We start from the raw sequence: 18,630 nt of genomic DNA, 5'->3' as shown, positions 1-18,630 counted from the left end.
TAATTAACGTTGATCGTCCAGTTCGACGCCTTTCGGCACGCTAAACCGAAATAATTTATTGTCGAGAGTGACGTTATTCATATTACGCAACATATATAGATTCGCCTGCCCGTCCTGTTCGATCGTGCTGAAATTACGCAACAAGCCGTTACTGTCGATCCGCACTTCAAACTGTTTGACAGCACTGTCTTTCGATTTCGGCTTCAGGGTAAAAGTATCGTCTTTACGCGTCACGCTATATTGCGCCCAATGTTTCGGATCATTACTGGTCAATAAAATAAACGGCGTATTGTCAATCGCATCTTCGGTTTTACGTGCCGTCACCTGTTGTACGAACGGATCGTAATACCAAAGGGTTTTACCGTCGGCGATAATTTGGGTTTCTTGCGGCTTTTGCGTATCTAAGCGGAACAGATTCGGACGTTTCACCTGAAACTTGCCGCTTCCTTCCTGCACCAATTGCCCGTTCGCCGTGGTAACACGCTGATTAAAATCGGCACTGTATGAACCGACTTCAGCCAAACGCTGCTGCAAATCGTCAACAGCCGCCGCATGGCTCAGCGTAGCGGCAGAAAACAAGAGCAGGCCAAGTGCGGTTTTATTCAATAACTTCATTTTTTATTTCCTTTTCATTCATCCTTACTGACTAAGACCCGTGATTTACGGATTGGTTCTTTAGCAGCTTAACGGGAAAACCTTAATTGCAGCTTAAGATTATTCATAATTCTGACGCGACGCCAGAATCTCGCGTTTGCCGTTGCTGGCGGCGGAAACAATGCCCTGCGCTTCCATCTGATCGACAATTCGCGCCGCCCGGTTGAATCCCAGTTTAAAATTGCGCTGAATTGAGGAAATCGAAGTATTGCCGGTCGTCAACACATATTCCGTTACCGAATCAAACAAATCGTCCAGCTCATCAGTGCCGCCGCCGACCGCACTTTCGCCGTTTTCTTCCTCTTGCGACACCACAATCTCGTCCAAATATTGCGGTTTGCCGCGTGCCCGCCAGTCGTCCGCCACTTTTGATACTTCTTCATCGCTCATAAATGCGCCGTGTACCCGAATCAGCTCCGAAGAGCCTTGCCCCGAATACAGCATATCGCCCCGTCCCAATAACGCTTCCGCACCGCCCTGATCCAAAATAGTGCGCGAATCGATTTTACTGGTGACCGTAAAAGCGATACGGCTCGGAATATTCGCCTTAATCAAGCCGGTGATCACATCAACCGACGGTCGCTGGGTGGCGAGAATCAAATGAATACCGACCGCACGCGCTTTTTGCGCCAAACGGGCGATTAGCTCCTCGACCTGCTTACCCGCCACCATCAACAAATCGGCGAATTCATCGACAATTACGACAATATAACTCAATTTTTCCAATGCCGGCGGCATGCTGTCCATCGTATCACCCGGGCGCCAAGTCGGATTCGGAATCGGCAGGTTCATGGCTTCCGCTTCATCTATTTTGCCGTTGAAGCCTTCAATATTACGCACATACAGCGATGACAGCAGTTGATAACGGCGCTCCATTTCATCGACACACCAGCGCAACGCATTAGCGGCTTTTTTCATATCGGTGACCACTTCGGTCAGTAAGTGCGGTATGTCGTTATAAATCGACAGCTCGACAACTTTCGGATCGATCATGATAAACCGCACGTCTTCCGGCTTACGCTTGAACAACAGACTCAAAATCATGCTGTTGACACCGACCGATTTTCCCGATCCGGTCGAACCCGCCACCAACAAGTGCGGCATTTTTGCCAAATCGACCACGATCGGTTCGCCGCTGATGTCTTTACCCAATGCCAACGGCAAAATAGCCGTGCTTTGCTGAAACGGCACACTGGACAACACATCACGCAGGCTCACGGTTTGACGGCGTAAATTCGGCGTTTCGATGCCGATATACGGCTTGCCGGGAATCACTTCCGCCACCCGAATCGAGCGGAACATCAGCGCACGCGCCAGATCGGTATCCAATCCGCTGACTTTGGACGCTTTGGTTCCCGGCTCCAGCTCCAGTTCATAACGGGTAACGACCGGCCCGACCAGCACGCTCTGCACTTTGGCTTTGATATTGAAATTGCGCAGTTGATGTTCGATTTGCGATGAGGTTTCATCAATTTCCTCACGGCTGATATCCTGCTCTTCCGCTTTACGCTGTTCGAGCAAATCCAAACTCGGCAACGGCGTACTCGGTTTGCCTTTATGGCTCACTTTCGGCTGCAATAGCGGGTGAATCAGACTGTTTTCATACGGCTTGTAATTCGGCACACCGTTCGACTGTGCTTCAACGTCAGCCGGCTCAATCTCGTTATTTAAAATGACCTGCAACTCTTTTTCCGCATTTAACGCTTTTGCCTGCGCCTGCATCGCTTGCAGGCGCTGCTGCTCACGTTCGGCAAACTGACGCGCCAGCTCGTCATTCAAGCTTTGATCGAGATCATCGTCCCGCCCGTCGTCGTCAACATCAAACCGCACTTGCTCGGCATCATTGGCGAGATTGGCATTCGACAGGCTGACTTTCGGTACGCCGTCAATATTCGGCACAGACAGCGATGAATCGGTGGCATTCGGCGTTGTTTGGGGCGGCAAGTTTATCGATACCTTCGGCAGCTCCGGCGTTTGTTCGATTTGGTAACGCCCGAAATCCGGCAAATCCTGCGTCTCGCGCAAGCTCAATTGCGCCGGATTGTCTTGATTAGTCAGTGCTGTCTGCGCTTGTGCCGACGATGGCGACAACCCGACAATCACCCGTTCCGAAACCGCACTTTCACCGTCAACCTCAGTTGTCGCCTTAGCCTCTTCCAAGCGCTTAGCGGCGGCTTCTCTGGCTCGCAACACACTTTCCGGCAAAATCACTTCTTCCAATTGCTCGACTGGCGGCGGAACAGACGGAGTCGGCTCCAGTTCGCCGTTGTCAACCGATGCCGCTTCTTCATCTTCATATTTTGCCGTCAGCCATTGATAAGCGCTGACCAACAACATCACCAACGACATACCCGAACTTAAAATAAAGCCGATGATCGCCATACAAAATGCCGCCATAAAGCTGCCGAACATTCCGAATGTCGGGTATATGGTTTTAATCAACCAGCTGCCCAGCACACCGCCGGCAAGGTAAGTATCGGTGTTGGAAAGCAGCAGTGCGGCAAGTGCGGTCAGACCGCATAACAACAGTAAAAATCCCAGCAAACGAACGAACAGCCGGCCTTTGCTGAATTGATCACGCCATTTACTGCGCAGCAGCAAAACCGATGAAATCACCAATACAAACGGGAGGAAATTGGCAACCGAGCCGAACAAGGCAAACAGCATATCGATACACCACGCCCCGAACGCGCCGGCTTTGTTGAGGGCTTCCTGCTGCGGGCTCGCCACCGTCCAAGCATTGTCATACGGGCTGTAGCTCGACCAGGCAATAATCAGATAAACGCCGAACAGCGCAACCGATCCCAGAATCATCTCGGTGATATAGTGCTTGGCAGTGTATTTAGGTCTTAAATTTCGAATCATATCGTTATCTTATTCTGTATTGGCTTTTATTCTGTTTTAGCGCTAAGTTGCAGATAATTGGTTTGTTTCACTTCTTCCATGACGACATAAGTGCGGGTGTCATTCACGCCCGGCAAGCGCAGCAACGTCGTACCGAGCAATTTGCGGTAAGCCGCCATGTCGGCAACACGGGTTTTCAGTAAATAGTCAAAATCGCCGGAAACCAGATGGCACTCTTGAATTTCATCGAGTTTTTGCACGGCACGGTTAAATTCTTCAAATACGTCCGGTTTACCGCGTACCAAGGTAATTTCAACAATCACCAGCAACGGCGAATCCAATAATTCAGGATTCAATAAGGCGCGATAACCGGTAATAACCCCTTGTTTTTCCAGACGACGCACCCGCTCCAGACACGGCGTCGGCGATAACCCGACTTTTTTCGACAGATCAATATTGGAAATTTTGCCGTTACGCTGTAATTCGTCCAAGATTTTTACATCAATGGCATCAAGGGCTTTGGTTAATTTTTTTGACATCGTCACTGTTCCGCTGAGAGTAAAAGTAAAAAATCAAGTAATACGATAGATTACCTGATTTTTCATCTTTTTTATAGGGTCGAATACGGCTTGCGCAGGGTTATTTTACAAAAAACCGCCCTTGCAGCAAACGTAACAGCGTGCCTGAAAACAAAAGAGCGATACCGATATTTCCGACAATAAACAATATCATGCCCAACTCGGCAATGCCCTGCCCGTCAGGCATTTGCGTCAAATATAAGCCGACATTCGCCATTGCGCCCAAACCGAATGAAAATCCCCATAAGCCAATACCGAACCCCTTCACATAAATCCAAGGGAATAAGCGGATCAAAAACAGGAGCTGCAATAAGCCATAACCCAACAATGCCAAGCTGACCGAATCCACCCTTCCGCCGTTTAAATGAAAATAGGTATTTCCGGCAACAAAAGCCGGCGCCAACTGAATGCCCATAATCGGGCGTACTGTTTCGTCAAGCGGATTTAAATTGCGCAAACGTTGTAACACCGCCGGTTCCAGTGTAAACCAAGATAACAGCCCCATACCGAAAAACAGCATGGCCCATGAAATATAACCTAACTCGGCAAGTGCGGTCGCACTGACAAAATTGGCGGCAACGGTCGGCAGATAAATCACCGGTGTCGTGGCTTCCGCTTGATGAATACCGCGCCATAACCCTGCGGAACGGTATGCCGCAAACAGCAGTTGCCCGATGGTGCCGAGTATAATTAAAAACACAGCGATCGGTTTTAGCGAATGCAATAATGCGATCCCGAATAACATCGCCGTGATCGGAATCAAGCTGATAAAACAGCAAATCACTAAATGTTGCAATTCTTCCTTGGCACTATGCGGCGAAATAATCCATTTGGCGATATAAACCGTGAGCAGCAAAAGCCAAACAATGCCGCTGAATGATAAAATCAATTCGCCGATTATTGCCGGAAAATCAGAAAACAGGATCGCCGCATGTTGCCATGCCAATCCGATGGCAAATAAGCCGAGCGTAATGCCGAAATAATTGACCGGAACAGGAAATGGCTTTGAAACAGGTTGATTCATGATAATTCCCAACAAAGTAAGCATAATAATAACGGTGTTATTCTACGCCCAGTTTATGCAGAGAATCACGGTTTGATTTCAAAGATTATGTAAATAGTCTTATTATAAAAAGGGGTTTATTGCGGGACGGCTAACAAGCCGTCCCGATAAGACGATTGTTATTATTGATAACGCTTGAACACTAAACTGGCATTAGTGCCGCCGAAACCAAAACTATTGGACATCACGATATTCAGTTTTTTGTCCTGCTGGACTTCGGTTACGATATTCATACCCTGCGCTTGTTCGTCCAACGTCTCGATATTAATACTCGGTGCGATAAAATCATGGTTCAGCATTAACAGCGAATAAATTGCTTCATGTACGCCCGCCGCACCCAAAGAGTGACCGGTCATCGCCTTGGTGGACGAAATCGCCGGTGTGTTGTCACCAAAGACATCACGTATCGCTTCCAATTCTTTTACATCACCGACCGGTGTCGATGTGCCGTGTACATTCAAATACTCAATCGGACCGTCAACCGTCGCCATCGCCTGTTTCATACAACGTGAAGCGCCTTCTCCGCTCGGGGCGACCATGTCATAACCGTCAGACGTTGCGCCGTAACCGACGATTTCCGCATAAATGGTGGCGCCGCGCGCCAAAGCGTGTTCCAGCTCTTCCACCACGACCATACCGCCGCCGCCGGCAATCACAAAACCGTCACGCGCCGCATCATACGTACGCGATGCCTTTTCCGGCATATCATTATATTTGGTCGACAGTGCGCCCATCGCATCGAATTCACAGGCACATTCCCATGCCAGTTCCTCTGCACCGCCGGCAAAGACCACATCTTGCTTGCCCAATTGAATCAATTCGACCGCATGACCGATACAATGCGCCGAGGTTGCACACGCCGAACTGATACTGTAATTCACGCCGCGAATTTTGAACGGGGTTGCCAAACAGGCGGAAACGCTGGACGCCATGGTTTTGGTCACCGCATAAGGCCCTATCGCCTTCACGCCGCGCGGCCCGCGCATCGCATCGGCAGCCACAATTTGCCCGTGTGCCGAGCCAGTGCCGGCGCCGACCACCAGACCGGTACGATCATTCGATACCATCTCTTCGGTTAAACCCGAATGTGCAATCGCTTCCTGCATCGAAAGATAGGCGTAAGCCGCAGCGTCGCCCATAAAACGCATCACTTTGCGATCAATCAATTCTTTCGGATCCAGTTTCACCGTTCCCGCCACATGGCTGCGCATACCGATTTCCACAAATTCCGGCATGGTCGTGATGCCTGATTTCCCTTGTTTTAACGAAGCCAATACTTCCGCTTTGTTGTTGCCGATACTTGAAATGATTCCATAACCGGTGATGACTGCTCTTTTCATTTACTCCAATCCTTAATTTCAAAAGCGATAATTTAAAAAAATTTCAACGTACAACTGTTAGCTGAATAACTTACTATGAAAATAGAATAATGCAAGTTTTTATTGCATTCGCAGGGACAGCCCCTTCTTTTCCGCTCAAAAAACAGACAGCCTTTCTGCCGCTCGCTTTTCGCGTTACAATAGCCGAAAACAGCAGAACAGACTTATGACAAACAATAAACTCACGACCGATTATGCCGAGCTGAATTTCAACGCCGATAATACCCCCGTTTCATTACAGTTTGATGACATCTACTTTTCCGTGCAGGACGGTTTGGCGGAAAGCCGCTATGTTTTTCTGGAAGGAAATCAACTGTCGGCACGCTGGCGGCAGCACACTCAACCGCACTTTGTCATTGCCGAAAGCGGCTTCGGCAGCGGATTGAACTTCTTTGCCTGCGCCTTACTTTTCCACCAATTCCGCCGACAAAATCCCGCTCACCCGCTACAACGGTTATATTTTCTCTCCTTTGAAAAATACCCGCTGACCGTCAGCCAACTGCAACAGGCGCACCGCACTTACCCTGAATTTGAAGCCCTGAGCAAGCGCCTTTGCCGCCATTACCCGTTCAGATTGAACGGTTGTCACCGCTTGCATTTTGACGAAATTCATCTGGATCTCTGGTTCGGCGATATTCAGCACAATTTGCCGCAACTCGGTGATTATATGCGACAAAAAATCGATGCTTGGTTTTTAGACGGCTTTGCGCCAAACAAAAATCCGCAGATGTGGAACGATGCGCTGTATCAAGCCATGTTTCGCTACAGTAAATCTGGCGCCACTTTTGCGACCTTTACCGCAGCAAGTGCGGTACGCCGAGGATTGCAAGCCGCCGGCTTTACCGTGAACAAACAAAAAGGCTTCGCCAATAAACGCGAAATGTTATGCGGATATAAAGCGGAAAGCGGCGGCGAAAATATCGGCACGCCTTGGTATCAGGCGCAAAGTGCGGTCGGCACGGTTCAGGATATCGCCATTATCGGCGGCGGCGTCGCCTCATTGTTTACCGCACTTTCCTGCCTGCGGCGCGGCTTGAAGGTGACACTGTACTGTGAAGATCCGCAACCGGCATTGAATGCGTCAGGCAACAAACAAGGCGCGCTCTATCCGCAATTAAGTGATGACGATTTGCGCAACAGCCGTTTTTATGGCTATGCATTCGGTTATGCCCGACGACAATTACAGGATTTTATCGATCAGGAAATTCCATTCGAATCCGACTGGCAAGGCGTGGCAATTTGCGCGTACAGTTGTAAGGTCAAACAAAAATTGGCACACATTGCCGCACAGCAATGGGATCCCGATCTGTTCCATCTTTGCAGTCGGAAAACATTAAGCCGCCTCAGCGGTATTGCGCTGAATTGTGACGGTGCGTTTATCCCGCAAGGCGGCTGGCTGGCGCCGCAACAATTGGTACAAAACGGCTTTGCCCACCTGCAAAAGTGCGGTTTGAATATTCATTTCCGCCAATCAATCACTGCGTTACAGCCGACAGAAACCGGCTGGCAGTTAACCACAGCGCAACAAACACGGTTTGAACATCATGTTGTGATATTGGCGAACGGTCATCAGATCACCGACTTCAAACAGACCGAAAAGCTGCCGCTCTATCCGGTGCGAGGTCAGGTCAGCCAAATTCCGAGCGGCAAACAGCTAAAACAGCTGAAAAGCGTGTTGTGTTATGACGGCTACCTCACACCGGCAGATCGGCAACAGCAAAGCCACTGTATCGGCGCCAGCCATGTGCGCAACAGCGCAGACCGCACTTTCAGCCTGCAAGAACAGCAGCAAAACGGCGATAAAATCCGACAAAATTTGGACGGGTGCGATTGGCTGCAAGAGATCGATCTCAGCGACAATTTGGCACGTATCGGTGTCCGTTGCAGCACCAGAGAACGCCTGCCGATCATGGGCTGCGTGCCGCACTTTGCACAAACTGCCGAACAATATCGTAATCTGTTCAATCTGCGCCGTCGCCGCCAATCGATTCCGCCCGCCCCCGGTTATCCGAATCTGTATCTGATCGGCGCACTGGGTTCGCGCGGACTGACGTCGGCGGCACTGCTTGCCGAAACAATGGTCTGCCAAATATTGGGGGAACCGTTGCCGCTCGGCGAAGATATTGTCCATGCCCTGAATCCGAACCGCAGCTGGATCCGAAAACTGTTAAAAGGCACGCCGTTGACAACCCCTTAAATGACGATCCCCTCTTTTTGCCTGATAACCGCTACGTGTAGTCATAATTTTTTATTGACTATTTTATCATGACAAGGTATCACTATAGCGTTCATGATTCGATTATGAGCAGAAGAGGCGCAGTCTTCAGGCAGTTATTTCATCAGGCCGGAACCATTGAAATAATCAGGGGAAGACTGCCGAGACGGCTCAATTTTCCGGAAATGGCGCTGTCGGCTGCCAGGGCTGAATCCCTGGGGCTGTCATCAACGGTAACGGTTTGATGGAGTGCTTCTGGGTAAATCCCGATTCTTTCCCCAACCGCACTTTGTTGTTTCTGCCGATGCGATCTGAGCCGATACCATAACTCATGACTTTAACTACAGGAACCTAAACTATGTCACATCTCTCCGTTGCCAAATTCGGCGGCACCAGTGTTGCCAACTATCCGGCCATGAATGCGTGCGCCAAAATCGTGATTGCCGATCCTAATACCCGTGTTGTGGTGCTGTCCGCTTCTGCCGGCGTCACCAACATTCTGGTGGCGCTCGCCAATGGTTGCGAAATGGAACAACGCAATCAATACCTCGACGAATTGCGCACCATTCAATACAACATTCTGGACGAGCTGAAAAACAATAAGGTCATCAGCGAAGAGATTGATCGCCTGCTGGCAAACGTCGCCTCGCTTTCCGAAGCCGCCGGTCTGGCGACCTCGCCGGCGCTGACCGATGAACTCATCAGCCACGGCGAAATGATGTCGACCCTGATTTTTGTCGAAGTCCTGCGTGAACTGCAAACCCATGCGACTTGGGTCGATGTGCGTCAGTTGGTTGCCACCAACAGTAATTACGGCAAAGCGGCGCCGAACGATGCCAAAACCCAGAAAAATTGCGACAATATTTTAAAACCATTGATCGATCGCGGCGAGTTGGTCATCACGCAAGGTTTTATCGGTCGTGACGAAAAAGGCAAAACCACCACCTTGGGACGTGGCGGCAGCGATTACTCTGCGGCATTGTTGGCCGAAGTGCTGAATGCGAAAGATGTGTTGATCTGGACCGATGTACCGGGCATTTATACCACCGATCCGCGCGTTGTGCCTGCCGCGCAAAAAATAGATACCATGAGCTTTGCCGAAGCGGCAGAAATGGCGACCTTCGGTGCTAAAGTGTTGCACCCTGCAACATTGTTGCCGGCGGTTCGCAGCAACATTCCGGTGTATGTCGGCTCCAGCAAAGATCCTGCCGCCGGCGGTACTTGGGTCACCCGTGATCCGCAGCCGCGCCCGACCTTCCGTGCAATTGCTTTACGCCGTGATCAAACCCTGCTGACACTTTCCAGCTTGAGCATGCTGCACGCACAAGGTTTTCTAGCCAATGTATTCAACATTCTGGCAAAACACAAAATTTCAGTTGATACCATCACCACCTCTGAAGTGAGCATTGCCTTGACACTGGATAAAACCGGTTCGGCTTCTTCCGGTGCCAATATGCTGTCTAATGAGCTATTGACCGAATTGAGTGAAGTATGCAATGTGAAAGTGGATACCGGTTTATCGCTGGTCGCCTTAATCGGTAACGATCTGCACATCACCGCGGGTGTTGCCAAACGCCTGTTCGGTACGATTGAGCAATACAATGTGCGCATGGTCAGCTACGGCGCCAGCACCAACAATATCTGTCTATTGGTACAAAGTCAGCATGCAGATGACGTGGTTCGCCTGCTACATGCGGAACTCTTTGAAAACTAATCCGTTTCAAGTAAAGTGCGGTCAAACCGCACTTTGCTCGGCAATCTGTTTAAATAAACGGTAAGAGTGCAATTGCTTTTCCAGATCATAAATATAAGTAACTGCCATAATCTCATCGGCTTTGATAATGCGCTGTAGTTGGGTCAATTGCTCCGTAATGCTTGCCTGACTCCCTAACAAAGTACAGGCGGTCATACTATCCACAACCCGTTGCTCATGCGGTTCGATTTCTCCCGTTTCTATCGGCTTAGGCGGTTGTAATGGTAAGCGGGTGTTTCGTACTACATTCAGAAAAAAGCGTTGCTGTGATGTCGCCAGCAATTCGGCTTCTGCGTCCGTTTCGGCCGCAATCACATTCAAACATAAAATAAAATACGGCTTTTCCAGTACTGCCGACGGTTTAAAATTCTGGCGATAAATCCCGACCGCACTTTCCAACATTCGTGGCGCAAAATGGGCGGCAAATACATACGGCAAGCCCAATTCCGCCGCCAAATACGCACTTTCGGTGCTTGATCCCAAAATATACAACGGCACATGCGTATCAACGCCGGGATAGGCTTTAACAAATCCCTGCCGGCGGCTATCGCCTAAATAACGTTGCAATGCACGCACATCATCAGGAAAAGTTAACGCGGTTTCCATACCACTGCGGCGTAACGCTTGCGCCGTTGCCTGATCGGTTCCCGGTGCTCGCCCCAATCCTAAATCAACCCGATTCGGATATAACGTTTCCAGCGTACCGTACTGCTCCGCCACCATTAACGGACTGTGATTCGGCAACATCACACCGCCGGATCCGATCCGAATATGATCGGAATGCTGCAACAGATGACTAATTAAAATTGAGGTTGCCGAACTGACCAGACCGGGCGTATTGTGGTGTTCCGCCACCCAATAGCGGCAATAACCTAATTTTTCGGTTTGCTGCGCCAATGTCGTCATCGCTTCAATCGCCTGACTATTGTCAAACCCCTGACGTACCGGTGCTAAATTTAACACTGAAACGGCTAATTTTTTACTGTTCATTGTGTATCCTTATCAATCTATCGAAGTCATAAAGATTATACACCTTTATCAACTAATATAAAAAATTGCTCAAAATCACATTTTCCCAAATCCGTTTCTTTATCTTATCCGGTAACCTGTTATGATATGCGCCGTTTATGTTTTCAGATGGAACTGCATTATGTCGAATCTTACTCCGCAAACAAAATCACAACTGATTGAAATCGTGCGTGCCGATGTTGTGCCGGCGCTCGGCTGTACCGAGCCTATTTCATTAGCGTTAGCATCTGCGGTAGCAGCCAAATATCTTGCCGCTACACCGGAGCGGATAGAAGCAAAAGTTTCCCCGAATTTGATGAAAAACGGTTTAGGCGTTGCCGTACCGGGTACCGGTATGGTTGGCTTGCCGATCGCTGCCGCCGTCGGTGCTTTGGGCGGCGATCCCGACGGCAAACTGGAAGTGCTGAAACACATTACGGCAGAACAGATTCAAGCGGCTAAGGAGATGTTGCAAACGAAAAAAGTCAATGTCGGGATTAAAGATACCGAACAAATTCTTTACTCTGAAGCGACCCTATTTCATGCGAATAATTGGGTGAGAGTCTGTATTCAAGATAATCATACCAATGTCATTTCGATTGAAAAAAATGGAGAGTTTCTTTACCAAAATGCACGCCAAGCCTGCACTATCGCCAATGAATATGATGTTTTCTCACATTTAAGTGCCAAAGATCTATTTGATTTCTCAGTGACTGTTGATCTTGAAAAAATCCGCTTTATTCTGGAGGCTGCACAGCTTAATACCGCACTTTCACAGGAAGGCTTAAGCAAAAATTATGGTTTGCATATCGGGCGTACCCTGCAAAAACACGTCGGCAGCGGTTTGATCTCGGACGATCTGCTCAGTCGGGTGCTTATTCAAACGACAGCGGCTTCCGATGCCCGTATGGGGGGCGCTACTCTGCCGGCGATGAGTAATTCCGGCTCCGGTAATCAAGGCATCGCCGCCACCATGCCGGTGGTCGTGGTTGCCGATTATCTGAATGCCGATGAAGAAAAACTGGCCCGTGCACTATTTTTATCCCATTTAATGGCGATTTTTATTCACAGCAAACTGCCGAAGCTGTCCGCACTTTGCGCGGTAACAACCGCCTCCATGGGCAGCTGTGCCGGCATTGCGTGGTTACTGACCGGCAAATTCGAAACCGTCAGCATGGGCATTTGCAGTATGATCGGCGATATCAGCGGTATTATCTGTGACGGCGCCGCCAACAGCTGCGCAATGAAAGTCTCCACCAGCGTGTCAAGTGGCTATAAATCAGTATTGATGGCGCTGGATAACACCCATGTAACCGGCGATGAAGGCATTGTTGAATACGATATTGACGCCACAATCAACAACCTATGCGCAATTGCTTCGCGCAGTATGCAATACACAGACAAACAAGTGATTGAGATTATGGTAAGTAAGCCGAAGCGATAAAGTGCGGTTTAAACAGTATTAAAAAAGAGAGCTTTCGCTCTCTTTTTATTGTTGAATTACAACGCTTCAATACTCGAAGATTGGGCTTTCAGTTTCTCTCTGACGTTGTATTTTCTAAAAGCTGAGCAATCTTTTCTGCTGTTTTTATCTTATTTGCCTGAGCCAGCGACCATACAGATAAAAATATAAAAATTAATCCCAAGGAACCAAAAATAAAAAATTTTATCATAATATTTTTCCCTTCAATAACTACAGATGCCACAAGTATCCCCATAGCAAACAAGAAGAAAAAAATAAAAAGTAACCAATGGAGATAATATTCTATCTTATCGCATTTTGTTATCTTTACATGGAGCTTGGAATTGGAAAAATTAATATATCTAAACGCTCGTTGAATTGTTCTAAATGTTATTTCTCCAGAATATTCCTTATAAAAGGATAACAATGCTTCTCTAAACTTCCTCTCAATATATATTCCTGCAATCAAATTAAAATACTCATTTTCTAATTCTTCTTTAATAAATCTCCTTGTATTTTCAGTTAAGCAATCTGAATCAATAGCCTCTTTAATTTTCCCAATTCTAGATCTTTTTAAATCCTGGAGAAATAATAATATTGATTTCATATTTATCAGTATAAATAGTAAAATAACTATAGGAACTATAATTAAAGGATTATTTCCAGAAACTTCCTTTATTAGATCAATCAATGAAACTAGCATAAGCACGCCCATAAAAAAGGCCGATATATACCGACCTTTTAGTTATAAATTACAACGCTTCAATACTTGAATATTGGGCTTTCAATTTTTCGACCCCGTCTTGGTATTCCGCCATTTTGGCACGTTCTTTTTCAATTACCGCCGCCGGTGCTTTGGCGACAAAACCTTGGTTGGATAATTTATTTTCAATCCGCGCCACTTCACCTTGAAAGCGTTCGATCTCTTTATTCAAGCGTGCCAGTTCAGCGGTTTTATCAATAAAGCCTGCCATCGGCACCAACAGCTCACCGCTGCCGATTAACTTAGCAACCGATAACGGTGCTGCTTCGCCTTGCGCCAACAATTGTACTGAATCCAGTTTTGCCATAGTTTGCAATAAAGTGCGGTTTTTCGCCAAACATGCCGATTCCGATTCGCTTAAATTACGCAGCAATAGCTCCAAGCCTTTACTTGGCGGAATATTTTTCTCGGCACGAATATTGCGCACATTCACAATAATCTCTTTCAGCCATTCAATTTCAGAAAGTGCGGTTTTATCCTCCAATGCGCCGTCATATTGTGGGAACGGCTGCAACATAATCGTATCACCATTCACGCCGACCAAACCTTTAGCACGCTGCCAAATTTCTTCGGTAATAAACGGAATAATCGGATGTGCCAAACGCAGCAGACTTTCCAACACGGTTAATAGCGTATGACGAGTACCGCGCTGTTGCGCTTCACTGCCGCTGTTAAATACCGGTTTGGTCAGCTCCAAATACCAATCGCAGAACTGGTTCCAAGTAAATTCATACAAAATATTTGCCGCCAAATCAAAACGATAGCTGTCCAATGCCTGACGGAAAGTCTGCACGGTATTATTGTATTCTGCTAAAATCCAGCGATCTGCCAATGACAGTTCTTTTTCGCCGTTCTCAAAACCGCAATCTTTGCCTTCGGCATTCATCAACACAAAACGGCTGGCGTTCCATAATTTATTACAGAAATTACGATAACCGTCCAAACGGTTCATATCCCAATTGATATCACGTCCGGTCGATGCCAGTGCCGCCAAGGTAAAGCGTAAGGCATCGGTACCGTGTGCATTAATGCCGTTTGGAAACGCTTTGCGAGTGGCTTTTTCGATTTTCTCCGCCAGTTGCGGCTGCATCATATTGCCGGTACGTTTTTCGACCAATGCTTCCAAATCAATGCCGTCAATCATATCCAGCGGATCGATTACGTTGCCTTTGGATTTCGACATTTTTTGTCCGTTATCATCACGGATCAAGCCGGTGACATACACGGTTTTGAACGGCACTTGCGGTTTACCGTCTTTATCTTTGATAAAGTGCATGGTGAACATAATCATGCGCGCCACCCAGAAGAAGATAATATCGAATCCGGTGATCAGCACGTTGGTCGGGTGAAACATCTCCAAATCCGCTGTCTGTCTTGGCCAACCTAAGGTCGAAAACGTCCATAAACCGGATGAAAACCAAGTATCCAGCACATCTTCATCCTGACGTAACGCCATATTCGCCGCCAGATTGTGTTTCGACCGCACTTCGGCTTCGTCACGCGCCACATACACATTGCCGTTTTCATCGTACCATGCCGGAATACGGTGTCCCCACCATAACTGACGGGAAATACACCAATCCTGAATATCGCGCATCCATGAAAAATACAGGTTTTCATATTGTTTCGGCACAAACTGGATTTCGCCGTCTTCCACCGCCTTAATGGCGGTTTTTGCCAGCGGCGCAACACTGACATACCATTGATCGGTCAACATCGGTTCAATCGGTACGCCGCCGCGATCGCCATACGGCACTTTCAGATCATGCGGTTTAATTTGATCCAGCAAGCCCAATTCTTCAAATTCGGCAACCAATTGTTTACGCGCTGCAAAGCGCTCCAAGCCACGATAGTTTTGCGGAATAACTGCTTGATAATCCGTATTTACCTTGCCGTCACTGTTCAGCACTTCCGCCTGTTCACGAATATCGGCATTCAACGTCAACACATTGACCATCGGCAAATGGTGGCGTTTGCCGACTTCATAGTCGTTAAAATCATGAGCCGGCGTAATTTTTACCACGCCGGTGCCAAATTCACGATCGACATAATCGTCCGCCACAATCGGAATTTCACGGTTTGCCAACGGCAATAACACCGTTTTGCCGATTAACGATTGATAGCGTTCGTCTTCAGGGTGAACCGCCACCGCCGTATCGCCCAACACGGTTTCCGGACGGGTTGTCGCCACCACCAAATAATCCAGCCCGTCTGCGGTTTTCGCCCCGTTTGCCAACGGATAACGGAAATGCCACAAGCTGCCTTTAGATTCACGGTTTTCCACTTCTAAATCAGAAATAGCCGTGTGTAGCTTCGGATCCCAGTTCACCAAGCGTTTACCACGGTAGATCAGTCCCTGTTCATGTAAACGGACAAATACTTCTTTGACCGCATCGGACAAGCCTTCATCCATAGTGAAACGTTCCCGTTCCCAATCCACCGAATTCCCGATACGGCGCATTTGCTGGCTGATCGTGCCGCCGGATTCCGCTTTCCACTGCCAAATACGGTCAATAAAGGTTTCACGGCTAAAATCATGCCGATTTTTTCCTTCTTCGGCTGCAATCTTCCGTTCCACTACCATTTGCGTGGCAATACCTGCATGGTCGGTTCCTGCTTGCCATAAAGTATTATCGCCCTGCATACGGTGATAACGAATCAAAGTATCCATTAAGGTTTGTTGAAATGCGTGTCCCATATGCAAACTGCCGGTCACATTCGGCGGTGGAATAGCAATGCTGTAACTCGGGCTTGAGCGATCTTCCGACGGTTTAAAATAACCGTTTTGTTCCCAGTTTTGATACAAACGCTGTTCGATATTCTGTGGCTGATAAGTCGTTTCCATAGTGTTTTTGCTAGTCTCTTTGTCTTGTATAAAGTCGAATAGTAACGTGCGGTTATGCTGCCGACCGCACTTTAGTGAAAAATATTGCGTATTCGGGTTAAACCTGTAGGGTGCTTAATTCAAAGCCCAATTGGCGGTATTGTTTATAGCGTTCTCTCGCCTGCGCCTTCTGCCGTTCTTCCGCCGGTACAAAGTCAATCACCTGATTGAAGCTGTTGGCAAAATCCGGCACCGCACTTTGTAACGAAATCAGCAAATCCCGGCGCTGACTGTTGCGCTTGCCAAGCCAACAAATTTCAATCGGGGTGGCATATGTCGTGATCTCGCCCGATAAATTATGCGGCACAAACTGCTCGGCATCACGCTGCCACAGCGCTTCGTCCAGCAATAGTGCCTGCTGCTCCGTTTCACAGGCAATCAGCACCCGTTTACCCGCCCGCCAAGCGTCTGCCGCCAGTTCGCACGCCTGCCATTCCGACATCGAAAGCGCAACCGTCCCTGCCTGCTGCGAAGCCTGAGTGTGCTGTAAAATGTAAAACTGCGCCAGTTTTGCCATAAAATTCCGCCCGCATTCCCTTAGATAAAATAAGTCCGATCCAAATCGATTGATTTTAACGAAAAAGCGGCTTGAGATAAAGCAAAAGTGCGGTTTGCCTTGATCCGAACAAACAAAAAAGCCCCGATTAAAAATCGGGGCTTGAGGATTATATTTATCAGTGGTGCCTAGGGCCGGACTCGAACCGGCACACCCGAAGGCGGTTGATTTTGAATCAACTGCGTCTACCAATTTCGCCACCCAGGCAACGCTGATAAACATAATCGCTGTCAGTGGTGCGCATTATACGGTTATCAGCATAAGTTGCAAGTGCAAAATTTAAAATATTCATTCGTTCGCTTCAATTTTAGACAACTTGTTTGTTTCTTACCACATACCGCACTTTTTATAACCAAATCATGATTAAAGTGCGGTTTGAGATACGTTGAAAATCAGCCCTGTTTACGTTTCAGCAACCACCAGGTCAATGCCAAAAACAGCAAGCTTGGTAATATTGCCCCGATAATCGGCTGAATATTAAACACCACGGTTACTCGTCCGAATGTTTCGTTGATCACATAGAATGCAAAGCCGAAAACAATACCGGTTACGATCCGTGCGCCGGTGGTTACGCTGCGTAATGGGCCGAAAATAAACGATAATGCCAACAACATCATCACGGCAACGGAAAGCGGCTGCATCAGTTTACGCCAATACAGCAATTCAAATTGCTTTGAGTCTTGCCCGCTCTCTTTCAAAAACGTCGCATAGTTGTTCAATCCGCTAATGGATAATGACGTGGCTTTCAGGCTGACACTTAACAATTTGTCCGGGGTGAGGCTGGATTGCCACGCCTGATTAAGGTAGTTTCGATTTTGGATATTGTCTCCTTCAATCACCGTTTCGCTCAATTGGTTAAACACCCAGCTGCCGTCTTGTTGACGATAAGTTGCCTGATTGCCGTGCTGCATGGTTTTGAGCTTACGTTCACTGTCAAATTGGTAGATGTAGATATTATTCAGTGTATTTTCATCATTCATATTCTGAATATAAACAAAATTATTACCGTCGCGCGCCCAAATGCCGTTTTGCACCGAAAGCAGCGAGCCGCCGGAAATCGCCTGTGAACGCATATTTCTGGCAAACTGTTCGGTTTGCGGAATACCCCATTCGCCCAACAGCATAATCACCAAAATCAACGGAATGGCGGTTTTAATCACCGACAGACCGATTTTCAAGCGCGAAAAACCGGATGACTGCATGACCACCAGTTCGCTGCTGGCCGCCAACGCCCCCAGTCCGATTAAAGCGCCCAATAATGCCGCCATCGGGAAAAACGTTTCAATATCACGCGGCATGGTCAGCAAGGTATAATATACCGCCTGTAAGCTGTCGTAACCGCCCTTGCCGACATCTCGGAACTGTTCGACAAATTTGATAATTGCGGACAACCCGACCAACATTAATAATGTCATCAGAATCGTACCGAAGATCGTCCGCCCGATATAGCGGTCCAATACACCAAACATAC

At 48.0% G+C, this 18,630-nt stretch carries 13 protein-coding genes, 1 tRNA gene and 1 riboswitch; of the genes, 3 read left to right on the top strand and 11 right to left on the bottom strand.

From position 1 onward, the window contains the following. Nucleotides 1-3: 3 nt before the first annotated feature. The 5 genes from lolA to fabB form a co-directional block, all read right to left on the bottom strand. On the bottom strand, nucleotides 4-615 hold the full coding sequence (gene lolA, locus OA57_RS02325) for an outer membrane lipoprotein chaperone LolA (RefSeq protein WP_034612914.1): 612 nt from the start codon (nucleotides 613-615) through the stop codon (nucleotides 4-6). A gap of 99 nt (nucleotides 616-714) precedes the next feature. Then, nucleotides 715-3,519 (bottom strand): FtsK/SpoIIIE family DNA translocase, encoded by a 2,805-nt coding sequence (locus tag OA57_RS02320; protein ID WP_034612911.1) that lies wholly within the window; start codon nucleotides 3,517-3,519, stop codon nucleotides 715-717. 26 nt (nucleotides 3,520-3,545) lie between these two features. Beyond that, nucleotides 3,546-4,037, bottom strand: coding sequence for a leucine-responsive transcriptional regulator Lrp (gene lrp, locus OA57_RS02315; protein WP_034612909.1), 492 nt, complete (start codon nucleotides 4,035-4,037; stop codon nucleotides 3,546-3,548). Nucleotides 4,038-4,137: 100 nt separating this feature from the next. Further along, the gene (gene tehA, locus OA57_RS02310) at nucleotides 4,138-5,100 is read right to left on the bottom strand and encodes a dicarboxylate transporter/tellurite-resistance protein TehA (protein WP_034612906.1); all 963 of its coding nucleotides are present in this window, start codon (nucleotides 5,098-5,100) and stop codon (nucleotides 4,138-4,140) included. A 161-nt stretch (nucleotides 5,101-5,261) separates the two neighbouring features. Beyond that, nucleotides 5,262-6,479, bottom strand: a complete 1,218-nt coding sequence (fabB, locus tag OA57_RS02305; protein WP_034612904.1) for a beta-ketoacyl-ACP synthase I — start codon at nucleotides 6,477-6,479, stop codon at nucleotides 5,262-5,264. A gap of 205 nt (nucleotides 6,480-6,684) precedes the next feature. Between fabB and mnmC the strand changes: the two genes are divergently transcribed. Together mnmC and lysC are read left to right on the top strand one after the other, a co-directional pair. Further along, on the top strand, nucleotides 6,685-8,715 hold the full coding sequence (mnmC, locus tag OA57_RS02300) for a bifunctional tRNA (5-methylaminomethyl-2-thiouridine)(34)-methyltransferase MnmD/FAD-dependent 5-carboxymethylaminomethyl-2-thiouridine(34) oxidoreductase MnmC (protein ID WP_034612901.1): 2,031 nt from the start codon (nucleotides 6,685-6,687) through the stop codon (nucleotides 8,713-8,715). Nucleotides 8,716-8,819: 104 nt separating this feature from the next. Continuing rightward, nucleotides 8,820-8,996: riboswitch (Lysine riboswitch) on the top strand. Nucleotides 8,997-9,091: 95 nt separating this feature from the next. Next, nucleotides 9,092-10,447 (top strand): lysine-sensitive aspartokinase 3, encoded by a 1,356-nt coding sequence (lysC, locus tag OA57_RS02295; RefSeq protein ID WP_034612899.1) that lies wholly within the window; start codon nucleotides 9,092-9,094, stop codon nucleotides 10,445-10,447. A gap of 21 nt (nucleotides 10,448-10,468) precedes the next feature. Here lysC and OA57_RS02290 read toward each other — a convergent pair whose 3' ends face one another. Further along, nucleotides 10,469-11,476, bottom strand: a complete 1,008-nt coding sequence (locus OA57_RS02290) for an LLM class flavin-dependent oxidoreductase (RefSeq protein ID WP_034612896.1) — start codon at nucleotides 11,474-11,476, stop codon at nucleotides 10,469-10,471. A gap of 160 nt (nucleotides 11,477-11,636) precedes the next feature. On the opposite strand from OA57_RS02290, the gene OA57_RS02285 reads away from it, so the two are divergent. Beyond that, nucleotides 11,637-12,938, top strand: coding sequence for an L-cysteine desulfidase family protein (locus tag OA57_RS02285; protein WP_034612894.1), 1,302 nt, complete (start codon nucleotides 11,637-11,639; stop codon nucleotides 12,936-12,938). 88 nt (nucleotides 12,939-13,026) lie between these two features. Here OA57_RS02285 and OA57_RS02280 read toward each other — a convergent pair whose 3' ends face one another. The 5 genes from OA57_RS02280 to lptG all read right to left on the bottom strand — a co-directional run bounded on the left by OA57_RS02280 (nucleotide 13,027) and on the right by lptG (nucleotide 18,628). Further along, nucleotides 13,027-13,659, bottom strand: coding sequence for a hypothetical protein (locus OA57_RS02280; protein ID WP_152596704.1), 633 nt, complete (start codon nucleotides 13,657-13,659; stop codon nucleotides 13,027-13,029). Between the two features lie 49 nt (nucleotides 13,660-13,708). Continuing rightward, nucleotides 13,709-16,564, bottom strand: a complete 2,856-nt coding sequence (locus tag OA57_RS02275) for a valine--tRNA ligase (protein ID WP_034612889.1) — start codon at nucleotides 16,562-16,564, stop codon at nucleotides 13,709-13,711. A 97-nt stretch (nucleotides 16,565-16,661) separates the two neighbouring features. Next, the gene (locus OA57_RS02270; RefSeq protein ID WP_034612886.1) at nucleotides 16,662-17,120 is read right to left on the bottom strand and encodes a DNA polymerase III subunit chi; all 459 of its coding nucleotides are present in this window, start codon (nucleotides 17,118-17,120) and stop codon (nucleotides 16,662-16,664) included. Between the two features lie 161 nt (nucleotides 17,121-17,281). Next, nucleotides 17,282-17,366: transfer RNA gene (locus OA57_RS02265), tRNA-Leu, on the bottom strand. Between the two features lie 185 nt (nucleotides 17,367-17,551). Next, nucleotides 17,552-18,628, bottom strand: coding sequence for an LPS export ABC transporter permease LptG (gene lptG, locus OA57_RS02260; protein WP_034612882.1), 1,077 nt, complete (start codon nucleotides 18,626-18,628; stop codon nucleotides 17,552-17,554). Between the last annotated feature and the right edge of the window lie 2 nt (nucleotides 18,629-18,630).

It is taken from the genome of Chelonobacter oris (assembly GCF_000772535.1).
In the GTDB taxonomy this organism is placed as follows: Bacteria; Pseudomonadota; Gammaproteobacteria; order Enterobacterales; family Pasteurellaceae; genus Chelonobacter; species Chelonobacter oris.
Note: the sequence above shows the minus strand (reverse complement) of the source record. Positions and strands in the feature narration are given on the sequence as shown.